Annotated in this window: 14 protein-coding genes; 9 read left to right on the forward strand and 5 right to left on the reverse strand. The window is 64.3% G+C overall.

Annotated elements, in window-relative coordinates; all coding sequences use genetic code 11:
• Positions 1–271: 271 nt before the first annotated feature.
• Positions 272–1,264 (reverse strand): ABC transporter substrate-binding protein, encoded by a 993-nt coding sequence (locus AOQ71_RS23840; protein WP_162268402.1) that lies wholly within the window; start codon positions 1,262–1,264, stop codon positions 272–274.
• 1,304 nt (positions 1,265–2,568) lie between these two features.
• Between AOQ71_RS23840 and AOQ71_RS23845 the strand changes: the two genes are divergently transcribed.
• On the forward strand, positions 2,569–2,862 hold the full coding sequence (locus AOQ71_RS23845) for a hypothetical protein (RefSeq protein WP_057751877.1): 294 nt from the start codon (positions 2,569–2,571) through the stop codon (positions 2,860–2,862).
• 16 nt (positions 2,863–2,878) lie between these two features.
• Here the strand turns inward: AOQ71_RS23845 and AOQ71_RS23850 are convergent, their stop codons facing one another.
• Complete coding sequence (locus AOQ71_RS23850) at positions 2,879–4,900, reverse strand: YgiQ family radical SAM protein (protein WP_057751879.1); 2,022 nt, start codon at positions 4,898–4,900, stop codon at positions 2,879–2,881.
• 264 nt (positions 4,901–5,164) lie between these two features.
• Here AOQ71_RS23850 and AOQ71_RS46380 point away from each other — a divergent pair, with 264 nt between their 5' ends.
• Positions 5,165–5,329 (forward strand): hypothetical protein, encoded by a 165-nt coding sequence (locus AOQ71_RS46380; protein ID WP_167353996.1) that lies wholly within the window; start codon positions 5,165–5,167, stop codon positions 5,327–5,329.
• Between the two features lie 7 nt (positions 5,330–5,336).
• On the opposite strand, the gene AOQ71_RS23855 is transcribed toward AOQ71_RS46380, so the two are convergent.
• A complete protein-coding gene (locus tag AOQ71_RS23855; protein ID WP_057751882.1) occupies positions 5,337–6,014 on the reverse strand; it encodes a GntR family transcriptional regulator in 678 nt (225 codons plus the stop codon).
• A gap of 8 nt (positions 6,015–6,022) precedes the next feature.
• A complete protein-coding gene (locus AOQ71_RS23860) occupies positions 6,023–7,435 on the reverse strand; it encodes an FAD-binding oxidoreductase (protein ID WP_057751885.1) in 1,413 nt (470 codons plus the stop codon).
• 169 nt (positions 7,436–7,604) lie between these two features.
• Between AOQ71_RS23860 and AOQ71_RS23865 the strand changes: the two genes are divergently transcribed.
• The 3 genes from AOQ71_RS23865 to AOQ71_RS23875 all read left to right on the forward strand — a co-directional run bounded on the left by AOQ71_RS23865 (position 7,605) and on the right by AOQ71_RS23875 (position 12,247).
• A complete protein-coding gene (locus AOQ71_RS23865) occupies positions 7,605–8,489 on the forward strand; it encodes a dihydrodipicolinate synthase family protein (RefSeq protein ID WP_057751888.1) in 885 nt (294 codons plus the stop codon).
• A gap of 186 nt (positions 8,490–8,675) precedes the next feature.
• On the forward strand, positions 8,676–11,009 hold the full coding sequence (locus AOQ71_RS23870; protein ID WP_057751892.1) for a TonB-dependent siderophore receptor: 2,334 nt from the start codon (positions 8,676–8,678) through the stop codon (positions 11,007–11,009).
• 2 nt (positions 11,010–11,011) lie between these two features.
• A complete protein-coding gene (locus AOQ71_RS23875; protein WP_083514455.1) occupies positions 11,012–12,247 on the forward strand; it encodes a PepSY-associated TM helix domain-containing protein in 1,236 nt (411 codons plus the stop codon).
• Here the strand turns inward: AOQ71_RS23875 and AOQ71_RS23880 are convergent.
• The gene (locus AOQ71_RS23880) at positions 12,161–13,024 is read right to left on the reverse strand and encodes a LysR family transcriptional regulator (protein ID WP_057751895.1); all 864 of its coding nucleotides are present in this window, start codon (positions 13,022–13,024) and stop codon (positions 12,161–12,163) included. The two genes, AOQ71_RS23875 and AOQ71_RS23880, sit on opposite strands and share 87 nt — an antisense overlap.
• A 135-nt stretch (positions 13,025–13,159) precedes the next feature.
• Between AOQ71_RS23880 and AOQ71_RS23885 the strand changes: the two genes are divergently transcribed.
• The 4 genes from AOQ71_RS23885 to AOQ71_RS48360 form a co-directional block, all read left to right on the forward strand.
• On the forward strand, positions 13,160–14,059 hold the full coding sequence (locus AOQ71_RS23885; RefSeq protein WP_057751898.1) for an alpha/beta fold hydrolase: 900 nt from the start codon (positions 13,160–13,162) through the stop codon (positions 14,057–14,059).
• A gap of 84 nt (positions 14,060–14,143) precedes the next feature.
• Positions 14,144–15,376, forward strand: coding sequence for a rhodanese-like domain-containing protein (locus AOQ71_RS23890; protein ID WP_057751901.1), 1,233 nt, complete (start codon positions 14,144–14,146; stop codon positions 15,374–15,376).
• A 99-nt stretch (positions 15,377–15,475) separates the two neighbouring features.
• Entirely contained in the window at positions 15,476–16,720 is a 1,245-nt protein-coding gene (gene serA, locus AOQ71_RS23895; protein WP_057751904.1) for a phosphoglycerate dehydrogenase, read from the forward strand.
• 109 nt (positions 16,721–16,829) lie between these two features.
• Positions 16,830–17,248 (forward strand): patatin-like phospholipase family protein (locus AOQ71_RS48360; RefSeq protein ID WP_245317091.1); only part of this gene is annotated, 419 nt, incomplete at its 3' end.

Raw genomic sequence — 17,248 nt, forward strand, 5'->3', positions numbered from 1 at the left:
AATACTCTCACAGCCCTCTTCGCGATCTCGTCCGGAGCCGCCCGTACGGATGAAGAGCGCGATGTCTGGATGCGGGCGCGGTGGGATGAGGCTAAGGCATTGCAAAGGCCCTTGCCCGAGGACGCGCTGAGGATCGTGATGCGTGGCGGGGAAGGAAGATCGGATGGCAACGTGATTGGTCAGGTTGGTGCCAAGAAGCGGACCAATGACGGACAGTCCGGTATCGTCGCGATGGGCATTTGCGGAGCCGTGCGCCGCAGCAGAAGGATCGTCATTCGATCACCTCGTCGGCGCTGGCGAGCAATGTCGGTGGTATGGTGAGGCCGAGTGCCTTCGCGGTTTTGAGATTGATTGCGAGTATAAGTTTCGTTGGCTGTTGGATAGGAATGTCGGCCGGTGCTACTCCGTTGAGAGCTTGGCCAACATCATCTGCCCAGCGGCCGAAATAATATGGCCAATCTGGCGCATAGGCCAAAAATACCGGCTCATTTTCGACGAGGTCCGTCCACCAAGTAATGGTGGGCAGGCCATGTTTCATTGCCAACTGGAGTATCAGCTCACGGTGTTCGGAATTGGGAGGAAGTCCATTGGCCATGAGCGCCTGAACCGATTGTTGCGTCATGGTCTCGAACGCTTGCCGATATTCCGGCTCTCCGGCCGAACGTTCCATTGATACGCCGATGATTGAAACTTTCGACCGCTGACCGGCGTCTCTAACCGCCTGTCCCCAAGCCCCCTCCCATTCTGCGCGGTTGGAAAGATAGGCAATGCGTGATGCCGTTGGGACTGCCTGATGTAAAAGTTCGAGATGCTTTCCCTGCATCTCAATTCCAGCATCTAAGGAAACGCCCGTGATATTGCGCTCCGGCCTTGCCATGTTCTTTACAATCCCAGCGGCTACCGGATCGCCAAACGTGGCGATGATCGGAATTGTGGTTGTCTCCTTCGCGACTTTCAGGATCATCTGGTGGTCAAACCCAAGCGCTATTGCGTCAGGCTTTGTTTGCACCATCTTGCGCGCGACTTCTTCATAGCGTTCGGGCCGACCCTCCGTGGCGTATCTATCCACGATCAGGTTCTTGCCCTCTGTGAAACCGATCTGAGCAAGCCGATTGAAGAGAACCCTCCAGAACGTCTTTGCGAAATTCTCCATTCCGTCCTGGCTGCAAACTGCCAGCCGATAGACCTTGTTGGGCTCGGCTGCCGAGAGGGCGCCCGTTCCTGCGGTCCCCAATAACCCAACTAGAAAATCGCGTCGTCGCATGTGTCCGTACCTCCAGGACCATGTCTGCAATGGTGAAAAGCTATCACTTTGTCGGCGAGCCGTGCTCTCCATTAGTCTAGGAAATCTTCTTTTCCGCGCCGCACTCGCTGGCGGGGGGACGGCGGCGACAATCTCCCAAACTCGGGAAGGTCGGAGTTGGGTCAATCGCGAGAGAAAGAACAGAGGTCGAGCAAATCCAGCCCGCTCCGACTTAATGAGCGAACCTCCGGCAGATCAGGCGCAACTTTGCAAGATCGGCAAGAAGCGGAAGTCGGCGCTAGTAAGAATGATAGAGGCCACCCACTGAGGCGACCTTACGCGGCTCTTTCGCGGAACGGTGCCGACAACTTCTCAGGCGGAATCACGGTCGTATTCACCTTGGAACTTGTCTCACTGGTCCGGTAGCAATTCGGACAATGGAATAGATGCGCGATGGTATCCGAGGCGACCAGCGCGGACCTCGTCCATCTCATTTCAATGTGGCAGGCAGGGCAGATTGGCTGCTCCAATTGCTCCAACGCCTGTTTAAGCTTGTCCACCACGGCAACGCGCCCGTTTCTTATTCCCTTACCTCTCCAATAATTTAGAACACTCACAAATTCAACTTAGCGGTACCCGGCGCTCAAGATCCGTGCCGCATTGCGGGGCCGCCATCACGCCGACATTTGCAGCGAGTGCATATTCCTGGCCGAAAGTGGATCGGGAAGTGATCGCCAGTTCAAATGCCGGTTCTTCCGGAAATCCGTTTCCTCGAAAGACACATCATTGCTGTGCAGCCATTTTGAAGGGAAAACGCCGAGCACTGTCCTCGCAACCGAAAGCCCCCGGGTCGGTTTCGGGTCAAACAGCGAAGAACTCAGGTTTGAGCGCAGCCTCATGGCCGCGCTCTGACCGGATCTGGTTGATCCTACTCGCCGTCATGTCGAAGGTCTTTCAGATGGGGCCGGCCGGAATGCGGCTCGGCTCATCACCCATTTGCTGATTGGATTTGGCGAGCAAATGCGTGTCGAGCTGTCACGAGCGGGCCCTTGCCGCACGCCGCGATGATGCCATCCTACTCCTGTTTTGCCCGACGCCTCAAGCAATTTTCGGTTTTACGGAAAATTTAGGCGTGGCCGACCCGCTCGGGTGCGATGGCGACGCGACTCGGCCTCGTTGCGCTTCAAGCCCTTGATTTCGCTGTCGCCGGCTACTGTGCATGGGCTTGTTTTCGACTTTTCGTCGCGAGGGTGCAAATATCTGCCCGAGCCCGAAATGGTCCGGCGCTCGCGCTTTTCAATCAAGCCATTTTCAGGAGACGCACCATGCAGGTTTACAACGTGGTGAAGTTCAAGGTGAAGGCCGGCGAGGAAGCCGCCTTCCTCGATGCGCACCGCGGCGGCAAGGCGAAATGGCCGGGCCTCGAACATGGCGTCATCATCAAGACCGGCGAGCAGACCTTCTGCCTGATCGGCCGATGGTCCAGCCAGGACGCGATGGTCGCGGCACGGCCGGCGATGATCAAGACGCTCGACAGTTTCAGGTCGGTGCTCGAGGATCAGGGCCAGGGGCGCGGCGTGACCGATGCCGTGTCAGGCGCGGTGGTGCTCGATCTCTAGCAGGCGCGATAGCCCGCTACTTCATCAGCCGTATGCCCTTGGTCGTGAACTTCTGCGTCCTGCCGCCGGATCGAACGGGGCGCCTGGTGCCGGCGGCCTTGCCGGTGCCGGGCGGCTGGTGCGCCGGGACCAGCTGGTGCGGCTGCGAGCCGATCAGGTCGCGGCGGCCCATCTCGATCAAGGCCTCGCGCAGCACCGGCCAATTGTCAGGGTCGTGATAGCGCAGGAAGGCCTTGTGCAGGCGGCGCTGGCGCAGGCCCTTGATCGCCTCGACCTTGTCGCTGCCGCCATGGCGCACGCCGCGCAAGGGATTGACGCCGGTGTGGTACATCGCCGTGGCGGTCGCCATCGGCGAGGGCAGGAAGGTCTGCACTTGATCCGCGCGATAGCGGTTCTTCTTCAGCCACAGCGCGAGGTTCATCATGTCCTCGTCGGTCGTGCCCGGATGCGCCGCGATGAAGTAGGGGATCAGGTAATATTTCTTGCCGGCCTTTTCGGCGGCTTCATCGAACATCCGCTTGAACTTGTTATAGGCGCCGATGCCGGGCTTCATCATCTTGTCGAGCGGGCCGCGCTCGGTATGTTCAGGCGCGATCTTCAGGTAGCCGCCGACGTGATGGGTGACGAGCTCCTTGATGTATTCGGGGCTCTCGACCGCGAGGTCGTAGCGCACGCCCGAGGCGACCATCACCTTCTTGATGCCTTTGGTCTCGCGCACCTTGCGATAGAGCCGGATGAGATCATCATGCGAGGTGTTGAGGTTCGGGCAGATCTCTGGGAAGACGCAGGACGGCCGGCGGCACGCGGCCTCGACCTTCGGGTCCTTGCAGGCCATCCGGTACATGTTGGCGGTCGGGCCGCCGATGTCGGAGATCACGCCGGTGAAGCCCGGCGTCTTGTCGCGGATCTTCTCGATCTCGCGCAGGATCGAGCCTTCCGAGCGATTCTGGATGATGCGCCCCTCGTGCTCGGTGATCGAGCAGAAGGTGCAGCCGCCAAAACAGCCGCGCATGATCGTGACCGAGAACTTGATCATGTCCCAGGCGGGGATCTTGGCATCGCCATAGGACGGATGCGGCGCGCGCGCGTAAGGCAGGTCGTAGACCGCGTCCATCTCCTCAGATGTCAGCGGGATCGGCGGCGGGTTGAGCCAGAGGTCGCGATCGCCGTGACGCTGCACCAGCGGCCGCGCATTGCCGGGATTGCTCTCCCGATGCAGCACGCGAGAGGCGCGGGCATAGGCTTCCTTGTCCTGCTCGACCTGCTCCAGCGCCGGCAGGCGGATCACGGTCCGGCCCTTCTGGCGCGTGGCGCCTTCGTCGGCGGAATCGAGATCGTCGGCGTGCAGCTCGGTGTAGTCTTCAGGCACGCGGCGAAACAGCGCGACGCCCCTGATGTCGTCGAGCTCGCGCGGCGCCTCGCCGGCGGCGAGCCGATGCGCCACTTCGACCACGGCGCGCTCGGCATTGCCGTAGAGCAGGAGGTCGGCCTTGGCGTCGGCCAGCACCGAGCGACGCACCTTGTCCGACCAATAATCGTAATGCGCGATCCGGCGCAGCGAGGCCTCGATGCCGCCGAGCACGACAGGCACATCCTTGAACGCCTCGCGGCAGCGCTGGGCGTAGACGATGGTGCAGCGATCCGGCCGCTTGCCGCCTTCGCCGCCGGCGGTGTAGGCGTCGTCGCTGCGGATGCGCCGATCCGCGGTGTAGCGGTTCACCATGGAATCCATGTTGCCGCCGGTGACACCGAAGAAGACTTTTGGCTTGCCGAGCGCCTTGAACGGCTCGGCCGAGTGCCAGTCCGGCTGCGCAATGATGCCGACCCGGAATCCCTGTGCTTCGAGCAGCCGGCCGATGATGGCCATGCCGAAGCTCGGATGGTCGACATAGGCGTCCCCCGTCACCAGCACGATGTCGCATTCGTCCCAGCCGAGCGCGTCCATCTCGGCGCGGCTCATCGGGAGGAATGGCGCGGGCTTGCGCGGGTGCGCGCTCGCCATCAGGGGCTTTTCGGCGGTGATGATCTGGGTGTCCATGGCGCCAAGGCATAGGACTCCGGACGCGCGAATACAACCGACGCTCGCGTGAAAGATGCCGGTTCCGTCCTCATTCGGGCGCATTAACCCTTCGCCTGCCCCCGCCGGGGCTCGGGCGCCGTGGCTGGCTCGCCTGCCGCGGTTCATTTGCAGGAACGATCCGGCTTCGCGCACATTCTGACTCGAGGGATCGTGGCGAGCCCCGCTTGCGCGCGCCCGTGTCCGGGATCTGCCTCGATATTCGCCTCGGGCGATGGGGGAACTGTGAGTACAGTCATAGAGAACTTGCTGTCGCGGAAGCAGAAGCTTGTCGAACAGCTCGAGAAGGCGCAGTCGGTCGAGGACCGCGACAAAATTGAGCACCAGCTCGAACAGATCAACACAGCGCTGGATTTCCTGGACCGGCCGGGGCCGGAGAGCGGGAAGTAGAAGCCGCTCAATTCGCCGGCGTCTCCACCTTCAACGCTTTGGCGTAGACCACGCCGGAATTCGTGATGTGCGTCGTCATCGTCGCTTCGAACGCCGCAAATTCGCCGCGCGCGAACAGATCGAGCAGCTTGCGGTGCTCATCGAATGACGAGCGGGTGCGCACGTCGATCGGTGAGGTCAGGTTGGTGCGCAGTGCCGCCACGCGCCCCGAGACGAGCTGGTAGGATTCGGCGAGGTAGCGGTTGCCGCAATGCGCGAACAGGCCTTCGTGAAAGGCGGCGTCGGCGCGGCCATAGGCGATGTTGTCCCTGGCCTCGACCGCCGGCTCCATCGCCGCGATCGCATCGCTCAGCGTCGCGATGGCGCCGTCGCCATCGTGGCGGAACGCGAGCTCTGCGGCCTTGGGCTCGAGCGCGATCCTGAAAGTGCAGAGCGCGGTAATGTCCTCCGCGCTCGGCGTGAACACGAAGCTGCCCACCTGGGGCCGGATCACCACCAGCCCCTGTGCCTGCAACTGGCCCATCGCCTCGCGCACCGGCGTGCGGCTGACTCCGAAAGAGTTCGCCACCATCTCCTCGGAGATGGCAGCCCCGAGCGCGAACTCGCCGTCGATGATGGCCTGCCGCAGCCGTAGCATCACCCGCTGCGACAGCGATTTCGGCGTATCGAGCCTGAGCGATCGCATGGATGCTCTCAGATCACCTTGCCGGGGTTGAGAAGATGATCGGGATCGAGCGCGGCCTTCAGCGTCCGCATCAAGGCGATCTCCGCCTCGCTGCGGGCGTGGCCAAGCCATTTCTTCTTCAGCGTGCCGATGCCGTGCTCGGCCGAGACGCTGCCGCCCAGCTCGCGCACGAGGCCATAGATGATCGCGTCCATCTCCTCCTTCGGCTGCTGCTCGACGGGAAGGCCCGTGACCCAGGAGACGAGGTGCAGATTGCCGTCGCCGATATGGCCGTAATAGACGCTTTCGCAGCCCTTGATGCCGCCGGCGAGCGCCGTCTTGCAGCGCGTGACGAACTCGTCCATCCGCGCCACCGCAAGACCGATGTCGTAGGAGATGTGCGGCCCCAGCACCTGGCCGAACTCGGCGCAGATATCGCGCACGCGCCAGAACGCCTGCGTCTGTGCCAGCGATTGCGCCACGGCCGCATCGACCAGTAGCCCGCGCTCCATCAGCTCTTCGAGCCAGGCCTGGAAGCGCGGCGCATCGATGCTCTCGTCGGTGCCCTGCGCCTCGACCAGCACGTAGAGACCCTGGCCCGCGGCGACCGGAGGCTTGACGCCGGCGCGGGTTGTGATCACGTCCCAATAATCCGGCCACATCACTTCGAATGCAGAGAGCAGCGGGCCCAGTCCGCTGCGGGCGCCATCGAGCAGCGCGATGACGGCGGCATAGTCCTTCAATGCGCACAGCGCAGCCATGGTCGAGCGCGGCTTCGGGAACAGTTTCAGCACGACGCGGGTGATGATGCCGAGCGTGCCTTCCGAGCCGATGAAGAGATGCTTCAAATCGTAGCCGGCATTGTTCTTCATCAGCTTGTTGAGGCTGGTGATGATGGTGCCATCAGGCAAGACGACTTCGAGGCCGAGCACCAGCTCGCGCGTCATGCCGTAGCGGATCACGCGGTTGCCGCCGGCATTGGTGGAGAGGTTGCCGCCAATGGCGCAGGAGCCGCGCGAGCCGAGGTCGAGCGGAAAGAAGAAGCCGGCCTCGTCAGCGGCTTTCTGGATCGTCTCGAGCGGCGTGCCTGATTTGACGGTCATCGTCATCGACGCGCGGTCGATCTCCTCGATGCCGGTCATCCGCTCCAGCGAGATCGCGACCCAGCCCGCCTCAGGCGAAGCGCCGCGGCAGAGCCCGGTCAGGCCGCCCTGCGGCACGAACGGCAGGCGCGCCTGCCGGCAGGTCGCAATCGCATCGGCAACTCCCTGCGCATCGAGCGGGCGGATCACCGCAAGCGGCGTTTGCGGCAGGCTCGCGCTCCAGTCGTTGCAATTGCGCGCGGGCACTTCGCTGCCGGTCAGCACGGCCGCAGCGCCGAGCTTGTCGCGCAAGGCGGCAAGCAACGGCTCCGGCTGTCCGACGGGGCTCACCATATTCATGCGAGACCTCCTCCAAATTAAGCTGCGCCTCATGCGCGCCGTGACGGCTGAAAGCGTTTGCGTTCATCTTGTATGTAAGGTACAAGGCGAGAAGTAAAGCAAAAACAAGGCTCGATAAGCCCTCGACGATCCTGAGTTTATTCGGGGAGCTGCAACAATGGGTGGCGCTATGACGGAGGCAATTCGCGGGTTCTGGGTGGCGTCGGCAACACCGCTGGCGGCAGACGGCAGTGTAGATTCCGTCAAGCTTGTCGCCCATGCCAAGCAGCTGTTCGGCAAGGGTGTGGACGGCGTCGTGCTGTTCGGAACCACCGGCGAGGGCACCTCCTTCAACGTCACCGAGCGTGTCGCGACCATCGAAGCCGTGCTCAAGGCCGGCGTGCCGGCGGAACGCATTGGCATCGGCGGTGGCTTTCCTGCCATCAGCGACAGCATCGCACTGACGCGCGCCGTGCTCGGTCTCGGCCTGCGGCACGTTCTGATCCTGCCGCCGTATTTCGATCGCAGCGCCACGCCTGAAGGTATCGAAGATGCCTTCGCCGCCGTCATCGACGGCGCAGCCGATGATCGCCTGCGTGCCTATCTCTATCACATCCCGCAGATATCCGGTGTCGCGATCCCGACACGCGTCGCCGCGAGTCTGCGCAAGCTTTACGGCAAGGTGGTAGCGGGCCTGAAGGACTCCAGCGGCGATTTCAAACAATTCCAGGCGTTCCGCGCAGCGGCGCCCGAGCTCGCCATCACGGTCGGCAACGAAACCGACATCGCGCGCGCGATCGCTGGTGGCGGCGCCGGCACCATCTGCGGCATGGCCAATATCGCGCCGGAGCTGGTCAAGGCGATGATCGACCGCAAGGACGTCGAGGCGCGCATGCAGGCCGCTGTCGATATCGTGGTGAAGTCGCCGTCTTTCCTGACGACGTTGAAGGCCATCCTCGCCGCGCAGACCGGGGACGCCGGCTGGCTCCGCGTGCGTCCGCCGCTGCGCGCTTTGTCTGACGGAGCCGCGCTCAAGGCGAAGCTCGACGAGCTGACCCGCCCTGTGCTCGTCTAGGATCGGGCAATGCTGCGACACGTTCCCGCGAATTCGCGAGCGCGTGTCGCGATGGCCTTTTCGCGCTGATCTCAGTCCTAGAACCATTCAACACTAGAGCTATTCAAGTCCGCCGACGGTTCTCTTCATTCGCAGCCGCTGCTAGATGCGCGAGCGCCAATGCTGTGACTTGGAAGTGAATCGAAAGTGCGTGCCCTTGTGGATGGCTCTCGCGTCAGAGGTCATCGAAATCGTTGCGGCAGGAGCCGCGCCAGCCTGCTCATCGGCGCAGCCGTGCTGCTCGCTGAAATTCCTCTCAACCCCGCGATCGCGCAGGCGCAAACAGCGCTCCCGCCGGTGAATGTGGATGCACCGGCGCCGCGGCCGAAACCGTCGCGCGCGTCGCAGCAGTCCCGACAACGGACGCAGACGCTTGCGCGCCGCACCCCAACGGTCATTCCGCCCGCGCTCCCGACATTGTCGGAACGCGCCGCGGCGGAAGCTGCCGCACAGCAGGCCGCAAGGCTCGGCTATCGCGCGATGCCGAGCGCGAGCACGTTGCGCTCGGGCGCATCTCCGCTCGACACCTCACAATCCGTCAACGTCGTGCCTGCGCAGGTCCTGAAGGATCAGTTGCCCCGCAATATCGACGATGCGCTGGTCAACATCAGCGGCATCACCCAGACCAATACGCTCGCCGGCACCCAGGATGCGGTGATCCGCCGCGGCTTCGGCGACAATCGGGACGGCTCAATCATGCGCAACGGCATGCCGCTGGTGCAGGGGCGCAGCCTGAACGCAGCCGTCGACAGTGTCGAGGTTCTGAAGGGACCGGCCTCGCTACTCTACGGCATCATGGGTCCCGGCGGCATCGTCAACACAATCAGCAAGCGTCCCGAGCTTTACCAGCACGGTTCGGTCACGCTGCTCGGCTCGAGCTACGCCAACAACCGCAACGGCGCCGACGGCACGCTCGACCTCACCGGCCCGATCGGCGATGGCGGGCTCGCTTATCGCTTCATCGGCTACGGCGTCAGCGAAGACTATTGGCGCAATTTCGGCCGTCACCGGGACATGCTGGTGAACCCGTCGCTCGCCTGGTACGGCGAGACCACGACGGTCCAGCTCACCTATGAGCATCGGGAGTTCATCACCCCGTTCGATCGCGGCACCGCTTTCGTCAAAGGCGCGCCGCTGGCGATCCCGGCGACGCGCCGGCTGGATGAGCCCTTCAACAATATGTGGGGCACGTCCGATCTGGTGCAGGGCTCGGTCGAGCAGAAGTTGGATGATCATTGGAAGGTCACGACCGCCTACAGCTACAACACCGAGACCTACAGCGCCAACCAGCTCCGGATCACCGGCGTCAATGCTGCGACCGGTATCGAGACCCGCAGCAATGACGGCACCCAGAACTCGCTGAGCAACGTCAGCTACGGCACCTCCTACATGCAGGGCGACGTCTGGGGTGGCGGCTTCCGCAACGAGGTCCTGTTCGGCGGCGAGGCAATGTATCGCACCATCGATCGCCACGATTTGATCCGCCAGGCGACGCCGAGTTTCAATTTCTACAACCCGGTCTACGGGCGCGTCATACCCGGCACGACCATCTCGGCGACCGACAGCGAGCAGACCGACAAGCTCGGCACCCGCGGCTTGTTCGCGCAGGACACGTTCCATCTCACCAACTGGCTGTCCGTCGTCGGCGGCGTGCGCTGGATGCAATACGAGCAGCTCGCCGGAAAGGGCCGGCCTGTCTTCGTCACCAACACCAACCTTTCCGGCGACAAGGTGCTGCCGCTCGGCGGTGTCATCGTCAAGCTGAACGACGAGCTCTCTTACTATCTGAGCTACACGCAGTCGCTGAAGCCGACCTCGACCATTGCGCTCTTCACCGGTGCACCTATCGGCTTCGTCGTCGACTCCACCATTGCGCCTGAAGAAGGCACGCAATGGGAGACCGGCGTCAAGTTCGACGTCAACAAGCGGCTGTCCGGCACGCTTGCGGTCTACGACATCGAGAAGAAGAACGTGCTGGTCGCGGATCCCTTTAGCAGCGGTACGGTCTTGGTACGAACATCCGCGAAGGCGCGGTCGCGCGGTGTCGAGCTGGACGTCACCGGCCGGCTGACCGACGAATGGAGCATGATCGGCAGCTACGGCTATACCGACGCGCGCCTGATCAACGATCCCGTCGTCGGCAACGCAAAATTGCTGAACGCCGCAATGAACACGGCCTCGCTCTATCTGGTCTACGATTTCGGCGACCGGCTCCCCGGTCGCCTGCGACTCGGCGGCGGCGCACATTATGCCGGTGACAGGCCGGGCGACTCCGCCAACACGTTCTTCCTTCCCGCCTATACCGTCGCGGACATCTTCGCGACCTACGACACCAAGGTCGACAAGGTGCCCGTGACCTATCAGTTCAACGTCAAGAACCTGTTCGACAAGGTCTACTACACCTCCACCACCGGAAACGCCCTGAACGTCGCGATGGGCGATGGCCGCCGAATCTCGCTGTCGGCGACGGTGAATTTCTAGCCATGGCGATACGACATCAGGCCGGACGCAAGATCAGCGCCGCGCTGCTCCAGGTCCATTCCATCGCGGGCCTCGTGCTCGCGCTGCTGCTCTCCCTGATCGCGCTCACGGGCGCGGTCATAAGCTTCGAGGACGAGATCGTCGACCATCTGAACGCCGGCATCATGCAGGTCGTGCCGCGCGCGATGCCGGCGCTGTCACCGGACGAGCTGGCGTCGCGCCTGAAGGTCGTGCCAGATGTTGGCAGGGTCGCCGGCATGACGCTCTCGAGCGATCCTGCGGCCGCCGTGCACATCCGCTTCGCGCGCGACGAGCCCGGCGGGCGGCCGTCGTCGCTCTATGTCGATCCCTATGACGGCCACGTGCTGGGTGTCCCGCGTGGCGAGGAATTTTTTGCGACGGTGCGCCGGCTGCATCGCTGGTTGCTGATAACAGGCGATGGCAAAGGATGGGGACGCCAGATCACAGGTATTGCGGCGCTGGGTCTGATCCTGATGCTGGTCTCGGGCCTCGTGCTGCGCTGGCCGCGTCGCGCGAGCAGCATGAAGATGTGGCTGAAGCCGAATCTTGCGCTCACCGGCCGTGGCCTGCATCGTTCGTTGCATGCCGTCATCGGCACCTGGGTGCTGCCGGTCTATCTGGTGATGGCGATCACCGGCCTCTGGTACTCGTTCGACTGGTACAAGGACGGCGTCGTCTGGCTGCTGGCACGCCCCCACGTGGCGGCGGCGAAGATGCAGCCGAAGCAGCCGCGTCCAGCCGGCCGTGCCGAGACGGCAGAGGCCGTCGGGTTCGATCGCGCTTGGACCACCATCCAGCGAGAGGAGAGCGGCGGTTTCGCCAAGGTTCAGCTCCTCCTTCAGGCAGGTCCGGGCACGGTGATGCGGATCCGGTCGTGGCCAAAGGGCGCCACGCTCGAAAGCGAGCGCGACGAATTCCGCATCGACGCTGCGACAGGCCAGGTGATCTCCTCGGAACGCTACGCCGACAAGACGCTGGGCGAAAAAGCCATCGCAGGCGTGTTCGACATCCACCGCGGCGCGATCCTGGGCTGGCCCGGCAAGCTTGCGTTCATGATTGCCGCGGCGCTGATGCCACTGTTCGCGGTCACCGGCGTGCTCCTGTACCTGTCGCGCCGGAAGCTGCGGCCGTCACGCCAGCGCGCAGCGCTCGGCGATGATGCCGCCGATGGCGCGGGCGAACGGCAGGTTGCAGCCCTCGGCAATACCAAGAGCTAGCTCGACGGCGTTGAGTCGCGGCAGGCCCGCCAGATCACTCGCCTGCTGCAGCGATTTGCGTACCCCGAGCTCGACCGGCAGCGCGGCATAGCCAAGGCCGGCTTTGACGGCGCCGACCAGCGCGGAAAGGCTGCGCGCCTCGCAGGCGATGCTGCAATCCCGTCCCATCAGGCGCAGGCCGCGCAGGGCTTCGCCACGATAGGCGCAGCCGTCCGCAAAGGCCACCAGCGGAACGGCATCGTCGGACCGGTTTGGCGCCGGCACTTTGCCGAACCATGCCATTGGTTCGAACGCGATCGCGGCGTCCGCGGCGTTCGAGGGGGCGCGCTTGTAGAAGGCGAGATCGAGCCGCCCCTGATCGACGTCTTCGGCGAGTCGAGCCGACAGGTCGGTGCGAACCGATAGTTGTGCCCTGGGAAAGCGCGAACGGATCTCGCCGACGGCAGACGCGAAATCACGCTCGAGAAAATCGGCGGGCATGCCGAGCCTGATCGGCGCGTCCGAGGCTGGCCGGCGCATCGCGGTAACGGCACGCTCGTTGAGCGCGATCATCTCCCGTGCATGCGCGACGAGCTCGGCGCCCTTCACGGTTGGCCCGAGGACCCGGCCGCGAGCCCGCTCCAGCAGGGGATGGCCGACCATGGACTCGAGCCGGGCGATCTGCAGGCTGATCGCGGATTGCGATCGCCCCAATCGCTCCGCCGCGCGCGAAAAGCTGTTGAGCTCGACGATGGCGAGCAGTGCGCGGAGCGTATCGAGATCGAGGGTTGTCGGCATGGAAAGCTCCGGCGCGGCGGACGGTCAGAATGACATTTATCAATCAAGCCATTGCAGAAATCAATTTCTCCCCTGAGGCAGGCGCGCGCTATCAGGCATGCGCGCCAGTCGCAACCAGAGGCGCGGGGGAAACACATGCAGCGCCGCAACGTCCTGAAGGGTCTGGGTCTGACCGCTACCGCCGCTATCACGAACACTCCGGCGTTCGCGCAAGGCGCGCGAAGCGTTGTCAGCACTTCACCATCGCCCTGGCCTTCACCGCAACTGGCGACCGGCAACCGGCTCGGCCATTGCCGCATCGGCAACGGATCCACGGTGTGCGTGGTGCTGCACGAATGGCTTGGCGATCACGTCAATTGGGAGCCGGTGCTGCCTTATCTCGATCCGGCACGCTGCACCATCGTGTTCATGGATCTCAGGGGTTACGGCTGGTCGCGCGGCGTGAGCGGCAGCTACACTCTGGATGAGGCTGCGGCCGACGTGCTGCGCACCGCCGATGAGCTCGCCATCACCCGTTTCCATCTTGTCGGTCACTCGATGTCCGGTCTGGTGGCGCAGAAGATCGCGCTTCAGGCCGGGAGCCGGCTTCAGACCGTGACGCTGTTCTCGCCGGTGCCACCCACCGGCTTCCGCGCCGACGAGGCGGCGATGAAGGCGCTCAATGCCGTCATCGATGAGGACGAAGCGGCCGGGCGAGCGATCGCGGCCCGCACCTCCAGCCGCTATGGTGCCGGCTGGTTGCGCCGCAAGCTCGCCATCGCGCGCGAGGCCTCGACGGTCGAGGCCAAGCGCGGCTATCTCACCATGTTCACGTCCTCCGCCATATCGGGCGAAACCCATGGGCTGGCCGCGCCGCTGCATGTCGTGACCGGCGCGCTGGATATTCCGTTCTATCGCGGCGAGCCGCTACGCAATGCCTTTGCGCTCGCTTATCCCCGCGTTACCCTTGAGACCATCGACGACGCCGGACATTATTCCATGCTGGAGACCCCGGTGCGGGTTGCCAGCATCATCGAGAAGCAATTGGCGGGCTGATCGGCCGCCATGCGGCCGAGTGACTAGCCAAGTTCGTTGCAATCGTTCAAAAGCCCATGGCTTGTCCTTGCCGGGGTTCACGCCATGAAGCTTCCGATCGTCACTCCCGCCGATATCCGCCGCGCGCTCTTGCTGCGGGAGGAGATTGCGCTGCTCGATCTCAGGTTCGAGGCGGCCTTTGCCACCGGCCATCCGCTGTTTGCCGCCAACATGGCCGTGGACCGGATCGCGATCGAGGCCGCGGTGCGGCTGCCGCGCAAGAACGTGCCGGTCGTGCTCTATGACGATGGCGAGGGGCTGGTCGCTGCAGGCGCCGAACGCCTCGCCGCGCTCGGCTACAACAATGTCCGCGCGCTCGATGGCGGGCTGGGGTCCTGGCGTGCGGCGGGCTACGAGGTGTTCGAGGACGTCAATTCCTATTCAAAGGCGTTCGGCGAACTGGTCGAGGCGCGCCGTCACACGCCCTCGCTCAGCGCCGACGAGGTGGCAAAGCTGATCGCGGACAAGGCCAACATCGCCATCCTCGATGTCCGTCGCTTCGACGAATATGCGACCATGAACATCCCGGGCTCGGTCAGCGTGCCCGGTGCGGAGCTGGTGCTGCGCGCCGGTCAGGCCGCGCCCGATCCGGACACCACCATCATCGTCAATTGCGCCGGCCGCACCCGCTCGATCATCGGCACCCAATCGCTGATCAATGCCGGCGTGCCCAACAAGGTGCGGGCGCTGCGCAACGGCACGATTGGCTGGACGCTGGCGCGGCACACGCTCGATCACGGCGCGGACAGGCGCGGCGCGATCGGCTCGTTCGAGGGCGGCGCGGCCAATGCGCGCGACGTCGCTTATCGCGCCGGCGTCCGCCACGTCGGTGCGAACGAGATGGCGGCGCTGGTCGCCGATACCAGCCGGACGCTCTATCGCTTTGACGTGCGCGGCGCCGAGGAATATGCGGCCGGTCACCTCCCGGGCTTTCGCCACTATCCCGGCGGCCAGCTGGTGCAGGAGACCGACATGGCAGCACCCGTGCGCGGCGCGCGCATCGTGCTGACCGACGACAAGGGCGTGCGCGCCGACATGACGGCGTCCTGGCTCGCGCAGATGGGCTGGGAGGTCTATGTCCTCGAAGGCGGCTATGATGGCCCGCTCGAGGCCGGCCCGCCGCTGGTGCTGCCGAAGCCCGATCCGGCGCATCGCTACCGCCGGCCCTATGAGGGCACGGATGTTGCGGAGCAGGCGATGCAGGCCTATCTCGACTGGGAATATGGCCTCGTCGAGCAGCTCCGCCGCGACGGCACGCACGGGTTTTACGTGATCTGACTACCACCAGGCCACGATATTCCCGTATCCAAACCCTATTGTGCTCGGCCTCGTCCACGGTCTAAGAGCTGCGGCAAAGCCGTCATCTCAGGAGATTCCATGCCAGCCGCAGGCCAAAGCCCTGAGCGGAGCGCGAAGGCGCTGCTGCTTGAAGGTGTCAACGATAGCGCCGTGGATCTGTTCAAGGGCGCAGGCTTCAGCAATGTCGAGCGTCTGACCAAGGCGCTGGATGGCGAGGCGCTGCGCCAGGCGCTCAAGGGCGTGTCGCTGCTCGGCATCCGCTCCCGCACCCAGATCACCGACGAGGTGCTGGAAGCGGCCGACGGGCTGCTCGCGGTCGGCTGCTTCAGCGTCGGCACCAACCAGGTCGATCTGCTGGCGGCGCGCAAGCGCGGCATTCCCGTGTTCAACGCGCCGTTCTCCAACACCCGCAGCGTCGCCGAACTCGTGATCGGCGAGATCGTGATGCTGCTGCGGCAGATCTTTCCACGCTCGGTATCGGCCCATGGGGGCGGCTGGGACAAGTCCGCGGCCGGCAGCCGCGAGGTGCGCGGTCGCACGCTCGGCATCATCGGCTATGGCAATATCGGCTCGCAGCTCTCGACGCTGGCCGAAGCCATGGGCATGCGGGTGATCTATTACGACCGCACCGACAAGCTCCGCCACGGCAACACCGAGCCGGTGGAGAAGCTGGAAGAGCTGCTGGCGCAGAGCGACATCGTCAGCCTGCACGTGCCGGAGACGCCGGAGACCGCGGGCATGATCGGCGAGAAGGAGCTGCGGGCGATGAAGCCTGGCGCGTTCCTGATCAACAACAGCCGCGGCACGGTGGTCGATCTCGATGCGCTCGCGGGCGCCTTGCGCGATGGCCACATCGCCGGTGCCGCCATCGACGTGTTTCCGGTCGAGCCGTCGTCGAATTCGGAGCGCTTCAAGAGCCCGGTGCAGGGCCTTGGCAACGTCATCCTCACTCCGCATGTCGGCGGCTCGACCGAGGAGGCGCAGGAGCGCATCGGCGGCGAAGTGGCGCGCAAGCTGGTCGACTATTTCATCACCGGATCGACCATGGGCGCGGTGAATTTCCCGGAGGTGCAGCTGCATCTGCGCCCCTCGGGCGCGCGCTTCAGCCACGTCCATCGCAACGTGCCGGGCATGCTGCGCCGGCTGAACGAGGTCTTCCTCCAGCGCGACATCAACATCGCCGCGCAATATCTGGAGACATCAGGCGACCTCGGCTATGTCGTGCTCGATGCCGACCTTAACGGCGCGGATTCCGGCGCGCTGCTGGCGCAGATCCGCGCGCTCGAAGGCACGGTCGGCGCGCGGCTGGTGTTCGAGCACTAGGTCTCGTCACGTTCCGGTTGCATTGTCCGGCCTAAACTCTCTAAACTGTACCGGCTTCGACGTGTTCCAATCACGTCGAATTTGAGCTTCAGTTGCGTGAGTGTCCGCCATGGAACGCGACGCCGTCCTGATCGATCTCGCACTTCAAGGCGGCGGTTCGCACGGCGCTTTCTCCTGGGGCGTGCTCGACCGCCTGCTGGAGGAGAACTGGCTCACCATCGCCGCGATCTCCGGCACGTCGGCCGGCGCGATGAATGCGGCGGTGCTGGCGGACGGCTGGACCGCCGGCGGCGCCGAGGGCGCGCGCAAGGCGCTTGAACGATATTGGCGCCGTGTCTCGAAGGCTGCCGCCTTCAGCCCATTGCAGCGCTCACCGCTCGACCGGCTGATGGGACGCTGGACGCTCGATACCTCGCCCTTCTACATCCTCACCGACCTGATGTCGCGGGTGCTGTCGCCCTACGACCTCAATCCGACCGGCTACAATCCGCTGCGCGCGGTGCTGGCGGAGAGCATCGACTTCGAGCG

Source organism: Bradyrhizobium manausense (assembly GCF_001440035.1).
In the GTDB taxonomy this organism is placed as follows: Bacteria; Pseudomonadota; Alphaproteobacteria; order Rhizobiales; family Xanthobacteraceae; genus Bradyrhizobium; species Bradyrhizobium manausense.

Coding starts and splice junctions, on each gene's coding strand:
- AOQ71_RS23840 (WP_162268402.1), bottom strand. CDS start 1,264: ATGCGACGACGCGATTTTCTAGTTGGGTTATTGGGGACCGCAGGAACG.
- AOQ71_RS23845 (WP_057751877.1), top strand. CDS start 2,569: ATGCAGGTTTACAACGTGGTGAAGTTCAAGGTGAAGGCCGGCGAGGAA.
- AOQ71_RS23850 (WP_057751879.1), bottom strand. CDS start 4,900: ATGGACACCCAGATCATCACCGCCGAAAAGCCCCTGATGGCGAGCGCG.
- AOQ71_RS23855 (WP_057751882.1), bottom strand. CDS start 6,014: ATGCGATCGCTCAGGCTCGATACGCCGAAATCGCTGTCGCAGCGGGTG.
- AOQ71_RS23860 (WP_057751885.1), bottom strand. CDS start 7,435: ATGAATATGGTGAGCCCCGTCGGACAGCCGGAGCCGTTGCTTGCCGCC.
- AOQ71_RS23865 (WP_057751888.1), top strand. CDS start 7,605: ATGACGGAGGCAATTCGCGGGTTCTGGGTGGCGTCGGCAACACCGCTG.
- AOQ71_RS23875 (WP_083514455.1), top strand. CDS start 11,012: ATGGCGATACGACATCAGGCCGGACGCAAGATCAGCGCCGCGCTGCTC.
- AOQ71_RS23880 (WP_057751895.1), bottom strand. CDS start 13,024: ATGCCGACAACCCTCGATCTCGATACGCTCCGCGCACTGCTCGCCATC.
- AOQ71_RS23885 (WP_057751898.1), top strand. CDS start 13,160: ATGCAGCGCCGCAACGTCCTGAAGGGTCTGGGTCTGACCGCTACCGCC.
- AOQ71_RS23890 (WP_057751901.1), top strand. CDS start 14,144: ATGAAGCTTCCGATCGTCACTCCCGCCGATATCCGCCGCGCGCTCTTG.
- serA (WP_057751904.1), top strand. CDS start 15,476: ATGCCAGCCGCAGGCCAAAGCCCTGAGCGGAGCGCGAAGGCGCTGCTG.